Annotated in this window: 9 protein-coding genes; 7 read left to right on the forward strand and 2 right to left on the reverse strand. The window is 40.4% G+C overall.

The genetic code is table 11. The features are described 5' to 3' along the window. Positions 1-15: 15 nt before the first annotated feature. Positions 16-2,559: a methyl-accepting chemotaxis protein gene (locus V7O67_RS12905; protein ID WP_406670187.1), complete on the forward strand. Its 2,544-nt coding sequence runs from the start codon at positions 16-18 to the stop codon at positions 2,557-2,559. A 176-nt stretch (positions 2,560-2,735) separates the two neighbouring features. Here V7O67_RS12905 and tnpC read toward each other — a convergent pair whose 3' ends face one another. Beyond that, complete coding sequence (tnpC, locus tag V7O67_RS12910; RefSeq protein ID WP_406671410.1) at positions 2,736-4,184, reverse strand: IS66 family transposase; 1,449 nt, start codon at positions 4,182-4,184, stop codon at positions 2,736-2,738. A 324-nt stretch (positions 4,185-4,508) separates the two neighbouring features. Between tnpC and V7O67_RS12915 the strand changes: the two genes are divergently transcribed. From V7O67_RS12915 to V7O67_RS12940, 6 genes are all read left to right on the forward strand, one after another. Beyond that, positions 4,509-7,325: a methyl-accepting chemotaxis protein gene (locus V7O67_RS12915; protein WP_406670188.1), complete on the forward strand. Its 2,817-nt coding sequence runs from the start codon at positions 4,509-4,511 to the stop codon at positions 7,323-7,325. A 16-nt stretch (positions 7,326-7,341) separates the two neighbouring features. After that, positions 7,342-7,833 (forward strand): chemotaxis protein CheW, encoded by a 492-nt coding sequence (locus V7O67_RS12920; RefSeq protein WP_342304451.1) that lies wholly within the window; start codon positions 7,342-7,344, stop codon positions 7,831-7,833. Between the two features lie 95 nt (positions 7,834-7,928). Further along, on the forward strand, positions 7,929-8,558 hold the full coding sequence (locus V7O67_RS12925; RefSeq protein WP_342304450.1) for a CheR family methyltransferase: 630 nt from the start codon (positions 7,929-7,931) through the stop codon (positions 8,556-8,558). A gap of 13 nt (positions 8,559-8,571) precedes the next feature. Then, positions 8,572-8,913, forward strand: a complete 342-nt coding sequence (locus V7O67_RS12930) for a GNAT family N-acetyltransferase (protein WP_342304449.1) — start codon at positions 8,572-8,574, stop codon at positions 8,911-8,913. Positions 8,914-8,949: 36 nt separating this feature from the next. Next, positions 8,950-10,203 (forward strand): CYTH domain-containing protein, encoded by a 1,254-nt coding sequence (locus V7O67_RS12935; RefSeq protein ID WP_342304448.1) that lies wholly within the window; start codon positions 8,950-8,952, stop codon positions 10,201-10,203. After that, entirely contained in the window at positions 10,200-10,820 is a 621-nt protein-coding gene (locus tag V7O67_RS12940; protein ID WP_342304447.1) for a DUF4256 domain-containing protein, read from the forward strand. Before V7O67_RS12935 ends, V7O67_RS12940 begins: the two co-directional genes overlap by 4 nt. Positions 10,821-11,006: 186 nt before the next feature. On the opposite strand, the gene pap is transcribed toward V7O67_RS12940, so the two are convergent. Next, positions 11,007-12,515 carry a polyphosphate:AMP phosphotransferase gene (gene pap, locus V7O67_RS12945; protein ID WP_406670189.1) on the reverse strand — a complete coding sequence of 503 codons (1,509 nt, stop codon included), beginning with the start codon at positions 12,513-12,515 and terminating at the stop codon, positions 11,007-11,009. Positions 12,516-12,549 lie beyond the last annotated feature (34 nt).

Raw genomic sequence — 12,549 nt, forward strand, 5'->3', positions numbered from 1 at the left:
ATTAGTATTAAAAGTTTGGTTAATAACTATAATTCACTCCTTGATGAAGCCAGTTTCCTTGCAGATTCCGCAATTGAGGGAAAACTCACTGTTCGCGCAAACCCTGAGAAGTTCAATGGTGAGTATGCCAAGCTGATACAGGAAATGAATGATATTGTCAATACACTTGTGGGCCATCTCGATAATGTCCCTGTTCCATTTATGATAATTGATAATGACTACTCAATTAACTATGTCAATAATCAGGCAGCAGGTGTGGCGAGTCTTAGTTTAGGTGACATGCTTGAACGTAAGTGTCATGACATTTACAAAACCAGTGCCTGTGGGACTGATTCATGTGTCTGCCATATGGCAATGGTATCTGGAAACAACGAAAAAAGTGAGGGTGTAGCTAGCATTGGAGGTCAGGATATTAATCTTGAATGTAGTGGTGCACCTCTTAAGGACAGACAGGGCAAAGTTATCGGCTGTCTGGAAATATTCACAGACCAAACTCAAATCAGGACTGCAATAGCAGATGCAAGAACCAAGGTCGACTATCTTAATAGTATTCCAACACCAATCATGGCAATGGATACGGACCTTAATGTCAAGTTCATTAATCCTGCCGGAGCTGCTGCACTTAAAAGCACTACCGAGGCATGTACTGGCAAGAAATGTTACGATCTTTTCAAGACTCCGCACTGTAATACAGAGAACTGTCAGGTTGCAAAAAGCATTAAGACCGGCGAGGTTTGTACGAGTGATACTGTTGCAAGACTTCCTTCGGGAGATTTGCCAATACGCTACACCGCCACAGTACTTAAAGATGCAGATGGCAACGTAGTGGGTGCGCTTGAGTATGTGTTTGACCTTACTACTGAGGTAGGTGTTACCGAAGAAGTCCTAAACCTTGCAGAAGCAGCTGTTAAAGGAAAACTGGATGTAAGGGCTGATGCAGATAAGTTCACGGGCAATAACCATGAGATCATGATAGCTGTCAATAACACCCTTGATTCAGTAATATCTCCACTCAATGTTGCTGCTGAATACGTGGATCACATTTCCAAAGGTGATATTCCTGATAAGATCACGGAGGAATATTATGGTGACTTCAATGATATCAAGAATAATCTTAATGGTTGCATCGATGCTATTAATGCTTTAGTTGAAGATGCCAATAATTTGGCCCAGGCAGGAATCAACGGTCAGCTAAGCACACGTGCCGATGCATCCAGACATCATGGTGATTTCCGTAAAATCGTAGAGGGCGTTAATGGATGTCTAGATGCTGTCATTCATCCGTTCAACGAAGCTACAAAAGTCATAAATGCCTATGCATACGGCGACCTTAATGCAAGATTTACAATAGATGTCCGTGGAGATTTCAAAGAACTTGGTGATACTCTCAATGGATTCGGTAATTCTTTGCAAAGCCTCATATCCGATCTAAGTGCTGTACTTACAGCAATTTCTGAAAATGATCTTTCTCATCCTGTAGGCATTGATGGCGTTGGTGATTTCAAGGCGCTGACAGATGGAATAGAGAATACAAGAAAATCATTGAATGATGTTGTTTCAATGGTACATGGAAGTTCAAGGAATGTTGCATCCACAGCAGAAGAAATGTCTGCATCGGTAGAAGAAATGACTTCATCATCCTACCAGATTGCGGATACTGTTTCCGAGATCTCCAAGGGTGCGCAGAACCAGGCTGTAAAGACTGAGGAAGTCTCACGTGCAATGGTTGACATGACCATGACCGTTCAGGAAGTAGCTTCCAATTCCCAAAAGGCTGCTGAAACTGCAAAAGAGTCCAATGACCTGATCCACAATCTTGGTACAATTACCAAGGATCTGCTGAAGAAAATGGATAGTATAAAGGACGCAACATCCGATTCCTCCGGTGTAATAATGGAGCTTGATGGCAAGTCCAAACAGATTGGTGAAATCGTCAATCTTATTACCAGCATTGCAGACCAGACCAACCTGCTTGCGCTTAATGCTGCAATTGAAGCTGCCCGTGCAGGTGAACATGGTCGTGGATTTGCCGTAGTTGCGGATGAAGTCAGAAAACTTGCCGAAGATTCGGGCAATGCAGCCAAACAGATTGCAACTCTCATAAGTCAGATCCAGGCAGGTACTGCCAATGCAGTTACTTCCATGCAGCAGGGTTCTGAAGAAGTTTCCACAGGTGCGGAGGCACTCAATGAGGCTGCTGTAGTAATTGAAAAGGTTGTAACTACCGGTGATATCATTGCAAGTATGGTACAGGATATTGCCGCTGCTGCACAGGAGCAGTCAGCTTCTATTGAAGAGGTCACTTCTTCTGTGGAAGAGGTCAGTGCCATTTCTGAGGAATCGGCTGCAGGCACAGAAGAAGCATCTGCGGCTGTACAGGAACAGACAGCAACAATGCAGGAACTTTCAAGATCTGCAGAAGACCTCTCAAGTCTTGCAGGTGACATGAAAGCAGTTGTCGATGAGTTCATACTGGATTCCACTTCAAGATCAGATGGGAAAGTAGCCAGTTCTGCAAGAGGTCCGGAGATTGAAAAGAAAGAGCATGCTTTTGTGTGATTATATCTGGTATAGTAGAATATTATACTATATGGCGTGATATAATATGTGTTCACTGTACTCTTGGGTGAGTAATTGAGAATGATAGCGTAATCATTCTCACCATATCTTTTCATTATTAGTTCGTAACTATTCAGCCTAGCTCACTTCCACCAAGCTGATTTCTTCATCCACGATCAATTCTGCAACTTTGGAACAAATGAATTGCCATAAAATATTGCACTAATTGCATCGATAACAGATTCAGAATTCTTATTAACAGTAGACACGTATCCTCTTATACGGCAGAAATTTTTTGCACCCTGTTCACTGCGGAAAGTACCTGATATCTTCTGCTGTACTTTCGTCATTCTGATATCTCTTTCAGCCTGATTGTTATCAAACGGAACGTTTTGGTCGTACATAAATCGCAAGATATCCTCTTTATGGCCAATAAACCTATCCAGCAAATTCTTTACCGTGGTCTGCTTCTTACGTCCTCGTTTTTTAGACCGCACATTTGATTCCGGATCAGGAGGATTTTCATTCACTCCTAAACAAGTTATGTGATCATAATCCTCACTGAACCTTTGAATTAGCTCAGTATCTAAAAGATCATTATCAACATGATGTTTAATGCATATCAAGAGATCACTCATTATCTTTGGCCACTGTTGATCCCTGTTTTCGGAAGCTCCAGTTAACTCTCGTAATAAATGTGCATTACATAATGAATGTTGACATTCATATTTGTTGTACGGTTTCCAAAAATCATGTGTTGCAACACCAGTGTAACCTGGTAATATGCCCATAGCATCCATTGCTTCTGAGCCCCTTTTGCGATGTGCAAAATAATAGGTCAGTTTGTCTGTACCTGCCACATGAAGCCAATTACGAACTGCATTTATTCTCATTCCTGTTTCATCCAGATTGATGACAGGAGATTCTTTCAGGAGATGTTTCACTGTATTTTCAAAAGCTCCAAGCTTCTCAAAACAACTACGTTCCGTGTTCACCAAAGTAGCAGGACTTATCTTGCATCCCAAAATATCAGAGAACAACTTGGTAACACGCTGATAAGGAAGTAATTGGTAAGTGTGCAAATAAACTGCAAATGACTTAACTCGATGACCGTATTGAGTCGGCTGAGTTACACCATCTGGAAAAAGAGCTTTGTTTACATGAGAACATTTGGGACATGTTTTAATCTCGCAACGATGTTCAATGCAATTGATAGTTATAGGAGGAATGTCAAAGACCTGTCTTCTTTCATAGTCAGAGGGAACAGAAGCTAACGATCTCCCACAATTGACGCATTGATTAACAGGATGAACAATAACTTCATCCGGATCATCATTTATTCTTAATGTAGTACCAGGATGACCGTTTTGACCACCTACATGCTTATTGGTCTTTTTTCTTTGACTTTTAACGGTTGGTTTATTCCGTGCATAAGAATCAGTAGAAGGTGGTTTGCTACTGTTGCGACTATTCTTTTCAAGCATTTCTTCCAAATGCCTGACACGCTCTTCAAGTTGTGCAATTTGGAGAGATTGATGTTCAATTATCCCAAGTAATCGAGTTACAAGTTCTACTACTGCTTCTGGACCAGCTTCATAAACTGCAAGTATTTCTTCGCGGTCTATACAAATCCCCTCAGATTGATAGACGTTTTTTATGATATTTTACTGAATATTTTTTAACACATAGAATGAAGCCATAGTATATTGTTTTTTGCATCATTAAAACAGTCAGGCTGAATAGTTACATTAGTTCTTTATTACCCAATCTTATTTTATATTTGTACATATATATTTTGTGTAGGTATACTTTTATAATATCGTGTTTATCTTTAAATAAGCCTAATTATAATTATATAGAATTGTATGTTCGAATGCAAATTTATAGGTCTAAATGTGCAAAAGTTAAACTTACGCCGAGCATCAATTTTGATACGGCAGGGTGAAAACATGCTAGGGAAAAATAACAAACTATACAATGAGATAATTGATGTTCTGACTTCCATTGATAATGGCAATTCAGATTCAAGGTTGAGTCCTCAGACCAATGGATTAGAGGGTGAGATGTCAGAAGCATTGAATGCGTTTCTGGACAAAGCTACAGGGTGGAAGAATGAGGTAGAGCAACAGGAAAAACTCTCGGAACAGATTACTTTGCTTGTAAACTCTACTGTTGAAGGACATCTTGATGTTCGTGCAGATCCTGAGAACTTTGAAGGTGACTTTAAAGAACTTGTTACAGGTATCAACTCAATGATAGATGCCATTGTTATTCCTTTCATGGCAGCTTCCAAATATGTAACCCGCCTTTCAAATGGCGATATCCCGCCAAAGATAACAAAGGAGTTCAAGGGTAGCTTCAACGATCTTAAAAACAATCTCAATATTTGTGTTGATGCTATCAATGCCTTGATTGTCGATTCAGAGATGCTCGCAACAGCAGGTTCTCAGGGCAAGGTAGATGTCCGTGCTGATGCTTCCCGCCATGGTGGAGAGTTCAGGACCATTATCGAGAATCTCAATAATACACTTGATTCCATCGCCAAGCCTCTTAACGAGAGCACTGATGTTCTGCTTAAACTGGCTGTCAACGACTTTGAGACAAGTGTTGAAGGTCAGTACGATGGGACATTCAAAGATAATGCCTATGCTGTAAATGAAGTTTGCAAGAGGCTTCAGAATATTCAGCGTACCTTTGAATACATGACCAAAGGAGATTTCAGCGATCTTGAAAAATACAGAGCAGTAGGCAAGCGTTCTGAGAATGATAAACTTCTTCCATATACCATTGGAATGATGGAAAATGTAAAGGGTATGGCAGATGAATTTATCAGTCTAGGTCATGCTGCTGAAACCGGAAAGCTTGACTACAGGGCAGATGCATCACATTTCCAGGGGTTGTTCAACGAAGCTATCACGACTGTCAACGATGCTTTTGATGCTGTTATCAACCCATTGAACATGACTGCTGAATATGTTGAGCAGATATCTAGGGGAGAAGTACCTGAGAGAATAACTGCTGAATATAAGGGTGATTTTAATCATATCAAGAACAACATCAACGACTGTATTGCTGGTCTTGCCGGTCTTGTAGAGAGCAATGAGGTTTTGCAATTGATAGAAAATAATGACCATACAAGAACTGTTGAAGGTAATTATCAGGGGATATTCGCTGAAGTGGCATCAGCCACCAATGGTATTCGTGACAGGATCCTGACTGTTATGGGCGTGAACAAGAAAATCGCTGTAGGTGATCTGAGTGATCTTGCTGGACTCAAGAAAGTAGGTAAGCGATCAGACAACGATGAACTTATCCCATGTTATATCTCAATGATGAGCAACATAGAAGGAATTGTGGATGAGTTCATTAAACTTGGCAATGCTGCAGAGGCTGGAAACCTTGACTACAGGGCTGATGGGTCCATCTACGAAGGACGCTTTAATGATGCTATCAACACTGTCAACCAGGCTGTAGATGCACTTGTGACCCCTCTGAATGAGGCAATGCGCATAGTCAATGATTATTCCGAAGGTGAACTAGATGCGAGGTTCAGTTTCACAAGTAAAGGTGACTTTAAGGTATTTTCTGATTCACTTGATAATTTTGGAGAAAACCTGCAGGCAATTATTGCAGATTCTTCCGATGTTCTTGAAGCCATATCTAATAATGATCTTAGCAGAGCTGTTCAAATTCAGGGTGTTGGCGAGTTCAAAGTCCTGACTGATGGTGTCGAAAACACCAGAATGTCATTAAATGAAGTAGTTTCCATGGTTCACGACAGCTCAAGGAACGTTGCATCGACAGCGGAAGAAATGTCTGCATCCGTTGAGCAGATGTCATCTTCATCTTACCAGGTAGCTGATACAGTATCTGAGATTTCAAGAGGTGCACAGACCCAGTCATCAAAGACAGAAGATGTTTCTCGTGCAATGACTGATATGAACCAGAGTGTACAGGAAGTTGCTTCTAATTCACAAAAAGCAGCCGATAATGCAAACAATGCAAACGAACTGATAAACAACCTCGGTTCTGTAACCAATGATCTTCTTGCCAAGATGGAATCCATAAAGAGTGCATCTGCAGAGTCTTCAAGTGTTATAATGGATCTTGACAGCAAATCCAGGGAAATAGGAGAAATAGTTAATCTTATTACCAGCATTGCAGACCAGACCAACCTGCTGGCACTGAATGCTGCCATTGAAGCAGCCAGAGCTGGCGAACATGGGCATGGGTTTGCAGTTGTTGCGGATGAAGTAAGAAAACTTGCAGAAGATTCAGGCAATGCCGCCAAACAGATAGCAGGCCTTATAAGCCAAATACAGGAAGGTACTGCCAATGCAGTGACTTCCATGCAACAGGGTTCTGTAGAGGTTGAAACCGGAGCAACTGCTCTTAACGAAGTGGCAGTAGTCATTAAAGATGTAGTAGAGGCAGGTAACCAGATAGCAAATATGGTTCAGGATATTGCGGCTGCCGCACAGGAACAGTCTGCTTCAATAGAAGAGATTACGTCCTCAGTTGAAGAGGTCAGTGCAATTTCCGAGGAATCGGCTGCCGGAACTGAGGAAGCATCTGCTGCTGTTCAGGAACAAAGTGCCACAATGCAGGAACTTTCACATTCAGCAGAGGATCTCTCAAGTCTTGCAGGTGAAATGAAAGTGGTCGTCGATAAATTTGTACTGGATTCCACGTCCACGTCAGGTGGACAGACTGATAATTCAGAAAAAACCGAATCAATTGAAAAAATGGAACATGCTCTTGTTTAATGGAATGTGATATAATATGGCAGATGATTTAATATCTGGAACAGGTTCCACCGATGAACTGTTACAAATGGTAGTTTTCCAGCTAGGTGGTGAGGAATTTGGAGTCGAGATCATGAAGGTCCAGGAAATTATAAGGATGCCTGAGATCACACAGATACCACAATCTCCAGAATATGTAGAGGGTGTTATCAATCTTCGTGGCAAGATCATTGTGGTTATAAATCTTGATAAGCGCTTCAATCTTAGTTCCAAGGATGTAGATGAGCATTCACGTATAATTGTCGTTGAGATCGGTGACAATGTCGTGGGTATGATAGTTGATTCTGTGAATGAAGTATTGAGGATAAATGCTTCAAGCATCGACCCCGCTCCTGAACTTGTCACGTCGAGTGTAAGCAAGCAATATATCACGGGCGTAGGTAAATTGGATGATCGCCTTCTGATACTTCTTGACCTTGCTAAGGTATTGAACAAAAAAGAAGTTGAAAATATCGCAAGTCTTGCCTGATATTCAGGCAACCGATATTTTCTTTTTATTATCTATTTCTTACTTGTTCTATTATTAGTTTCATTTTGTGAAAGAAATTGTAAATATATTTTTTTATGTCTGTGTGGCAAAAGGAGAGGATAATTATAGCTTTCACTTATTTTTTCAGGGATATGCAAACACTGGAAATGATCAGGGACTATGTAATTCCTGAACTTCGAAGCAGACACTATATTCACATATGGGATGCTGGTTGTGCTATGGGTCCTGAACCTTACTCACTGGCAATTACATTGAGAGAGAATATGGGTATGACCTTCCGGAATGTCAAGATACATGCAACTGATATAGATAATAGTAACCTGTTTGGGGACATAATCAAAAAAGGCATATATCCCCGGGAAATGGTTCAGAGGATACCAGAGCCTATATTGAACAAATATTTCTCACCGACAGATGAGCCTGGCAACTTCCAGATTTCCAAAGAAATAAGGAAATGCGTCGAGTTCACAAAAAATGATCTTTTGGATCTGAAACCTGTCAGGACAGGTTTTAACCTCATTCTCTGCAAGAATGTCCTTTTGCATTTTAAGGACGAAAAAAAGATAGAAGTCCTCAGGATGTTCTATGATTCTTTGGATGGGGGTTATTTTGCAACTGAACAAACTCAGAAAGTTCCTCCACAAATGCAGAAATTCTTTGAGCCGGTTGTTGCAAACGCACAGCTATATCGAAAAGTTGGTTGATCACAGTAACTGGATGGATATCTTTACCATGCCACATGAGCTATCATTTGATCTTCTCCTGCCGATGAAAGGTTCTGATTACAGATGGCTGAATATCGATCTTAATGACCAAAGGGTTGGAAAGGCCCGGAGCAGAGTAGATGATGATGTTTTGACCATTTATTCTATAATTATTTTTCCAGAATTCGAAGGAAATAACTATGGCAGTAAAACGATAGAAATGTTCAAAGAACACTTCAATACTATCATTGCGGACAGAGTAAGACCAAAAGCTGTCGGCTTCTGGGAAAAGATGGGTTTTTCACGCACTGGTGAAGGGTCTTATATATTCCATAAAAATGACCCTGTTCTTTAATAGAAAACTTTTAACTTAAGACATAGTATTTCTTTTATGGAAATTGAAGCGAAGTTCCTTGTTTCAGAGCGTGATGTCTTTGATAAACTCATGAGTATAAGATCAATAGCTGGGTTTAGTGTTTCAGATCCTGTGCCTAAAGAATTCAGGGATACTTATCTTGATACTCTGGACATGGCAATATATGCTTCAGGTTTCTCATTCAGGTGCAGAGAAAAAAAAGACAAGGTAGTCTATACTCTCAAATCGCTGAAAAGTGCCAGTTCTCTTATTCATATCAGGGAAGAAACAGAATTCACTCTTTCAAAGAAACTTCCTGTTAAAGAGTGGGATGAATGTGCCCTTAAAAACCGGATATTGAATATAATAGGTTCAGGTGCTCTATTTCCATTATTTACTGTGGAACACAAAAGGACGGACTTTCAGGCCTACGACAAAGAAAGACACATTTTGGAATTGAGTTTTGATGATGTAATTGTCGCTTGCGATGAAAATAGAAATAGCTATCTTGAGCTTGAGGTCGAGCTCGTGGGTGATGGGAATGAAGCTGAACTTCATCAGGTAGCTTCGTTCTTCAGGGATGATGTGGGTCTGCTTGTTGGAACTAGTTCCAAATTTGACAATGGTTTTGCACTGTTCATGGAAAATATTCGAAATGATGCTCAAATAATAGATTATGGGATCATTCCCAAAGACAAGCAAATAGTGTATTCTCCTCTCAGGGATATGTTCGAGGAATACAATATTGAACAGGACCATGCTCGAAAGGTTGCAGAAAATTCCCTGAAACTGTTTGATGCTCTCAAACCAATTCACAATCTGAATGATAATCTGCGCCAAACATTAAGGTTTGCAGCTCTTGTACATGACATAGGTGTCATGACCGATATGAAAACCCATCACAAAGTAGGAAGGGACATCCTTCTCACTTCCTGTCCGGAGGAACTTCCATATCCTCTTTGCCTGTTCCTGCCATGGACAACGTTCCTTCACAAGAAAAAAATAGACAAAAACAAGCTGCTGAAATTGTCTGCTAAAAAGAAGTTTTCCCGATTAACTGCTGAGATGCAGGACGATATTCTTAAAATGGCAGCTATCCTGAGGATTGCAGATGCTCTGGATCTTAGCAGAATGAATAGTATGATAACTGGTGTTGATCTTCAAAAAGAAGACATAATAATTAAGGTGCAGGGTTCAGGAGCCGAATTGGATGTAGACAGAGCAGATACAAAAGCAGATATGTGGCGTTTGCTATTTGAAAGAGATATTTATTTCAGGGAAGACTATTGAATTCCTCTCTGAATGAACTATTTTTCTATATTCCTATGAATATTATGACTATGCACAATCTCAAAAAAGAGTTGTCAACAGAACAACACGCAGAACTACTCAGAGCGCTGAAAACCCGTTTTGAGAAGAACATGAACCGCCATAAAGGTCTTCAGTGGGCTAAAGTACAAGCAAAGCTGGAAGCTAATACTGAAAAACTGTGGTCACTCAATGAAATGGAAAGAACCGGCGGTGAACCGGATGTTGTTGGTCATGATAAAAAGACGGGTGAATATATTTTTTATGATTGTTCAGCGGAAAGCCCAAAAGGCCGCAGAAATGTTTGTTACGATCGTGAAGCGCTGGAGTCAAGGAAAGAACATAAACCAGAAAATAACGCTATCGATATGGCAGCTGCCATGGGCATTGAACTTTTAACGATGGAACAATATCAGAAGTTGCAGAAAATTGGAAATTTCGATACGAAGACGTCGAGTTGGGTGAAAACACCTTCTGATATTAGAAAACTCGGCGGCGCCCTCTTTGCTGATCGACGCTACGACAATGTGTTCATGTATCACAACAGTGCGCCCTCTTACTATGGTGTTAGGGGGTTCCGTGGCTCGCTAAGGGTCTAAATTTGGACTTTACGTTCTTTACTTATCACGGTTCAACTAAGATTGTCGTGATGCATCTAGAGGTGAATTACTGAGCTAATAATCAAAGTATCTTAAAACATAGTGTCTGTTGATGCTATGGAATACGCAAAATAAGGCAAAATTTACATTTACTGGAGCCGAAAAAGACGTTTATTTCAGGGAAGACTATTGAATTCCTCTCTGTTTTAACTCCTCTTCTATGCGGTCAATAACAGTATGGAATATCTTAATCCTTGAGTAATACTTGTCGTTTGATTCCACAATTGTCCACGGTGCCCAGGATGTGCTTGTTTTCTGTAGCATTTCATCCGCAGCATCCCTGTAGAGGTTCCACTTTTCACGGTTACGCCAGTCGTCAGGAGTAATCTTCCACTTTTTGTGGGCTGTTTTTTCTCTTTTCCTGAACCTGTGAAGCTGCTCATCCTTATCTATGTGCACCCAGAACTTGATAATGATTGTACCGTAGTTGGAAAGTATCTCCTCGAATTCATTAATCTCCCTGTAAGCACGCTTCCACTCCTGATCACCGCAAAGATTCTCTACCCTTTCAACCAAAACCCTGCCATACCAGCTCCTGTCAAAAATAGCTATATGACCTGCTTCAGGTATCTCGTTATAGAATCTCCAAAGATAGTGGTGTGAAATCTCCGTTTGTGAGGGAACGCCAACAGGAATTACCTGATAAAGTCTGGGATTTAATTTCTGTGCAAGCCTCCTGATTCCTCCTCCTTTACCCGATGCATCCCATCCTTCAAATACACATATTAAGGGTATACGGTGCTTAAAAAGTTCATACTGGAGTTGCGTTATCTTTTTCTGGCATATTTTTTTCTCTTTTTTATATTCTTTATAAGTGAGACTTTTGTCCAGATCGGTCTTTTCAAGTATTGATGAATCTATGTTGGGAATGATACAATTTTCATTATGGTGATTTTGACTTATCTTTATCTCATTTTCGTTGTTTTGTATCTTATTTTCAATAGATTCGATTACCTTTGCAAGTATTTTAATGGTTGCAAAGTTCTTGTCTTCTGATTCTACAATGGTCCATGGTGCAGAAGTCCGGTCTGTTCTTTCCAGAATGCTTTCTATCAGAGGCAGGTGTTTGTCATAATCATTCAGGTATTCCTGTTCTTCTTCTTCTTCTTCAACGATGAACATTGGTATACCCTGTTTTTTCATCTCACGATATCTTTTTCCCTGTTCTTCTTTACTTATGTGCAGGAAGAATTTGATGAGCAGATATCCCTCATCTGTCAACTGTCTTTCAAAATAGTTCGATCCTTCAAGACATTTAGACATTTTATCATTTGCTTTACCTTTGCTGCTGTGCTCGACGGTTATCCTGCGATACCAGCTCCTGTCAAAGATGGCTATTTCACCTTTTTTCGGTATTTTGGTCCAGAAGCGCCATATTAAAGGTTTCTTCTCTTCCTGAGCACACGGTTTTCCAGCGGTGTAAAGCTCGAATCCCATTGGGTTGAGGGGCATGAGGAACCTGTTGATTATTTCTGCCATGCCTGAAGCATGCCATCCCTCAAAGACGACTATAATTGGAATGTCCATTTTCCATGCTTTTCTCTGCAGTTCCCCAATTCGTATCTTCAAATTTTCAATTACATTATCGTATTCTTCTTTGCTGATACTTTTTGAGAGGTCTACATTTTCAAGCATGTTTAATCAATAAAAAGAGTACTGCTTATTTATA

It is taken from the genome of Methanolobus sp. ZRKC4 (genome assembly GCF_045291305.1).
Lineage (GTDB): Archaea > Halobacteriota > Methanosarcinia > Methanosarcinales > Methanosarcinaceae > Methanolobus.

Excerpts from the sequence above, each read along its gene's own strand:
- V7O67_RS12920 (WP_342304451.1), top strand. The coding sequence starts at position 7,342 with ATGGCAGATGATTTAATATCTGGAACAGGTTCCACCGATGAACTGTTA.
- V7O67_RS12925 (WP_342304450.1), top strand. The coding sequence starts at position 7,929 with ATGTCTGTGTGGCAAAAGGAGAGGATAATTATAGCTTTCACTTATTTT.
- V7O67_RS12930 (WP_342304449.1), top strand. The coding sequence starts at position 8,572 with ATGGATATCTTTACCATGCCACATGAGCTATCATTTGATCTTCTCCTG.
- V7O67_RS12915 (WP_406670188.1), top strand. The coding sequence starts at position 4,509 with ATGCTAGGGAAAAATAACAAACTATACAATGAGATAATTGATGTTCTG.
- pap (WP_406670189.1), bottom strand. The coding sequence starts at position 12,515 with ATGCTTGAAAATGTAGACCTCTCAAAAAGTATCAGCAAAGAAGAATAC.
- V7O67_RS12935 (WP_342304448.1), top strand. The coding sequence starts at position 8,950 with ATGGAAATTGAAGCGAAGTTCCTTGTTTCAGAGCGTGATGTCTTTGAT.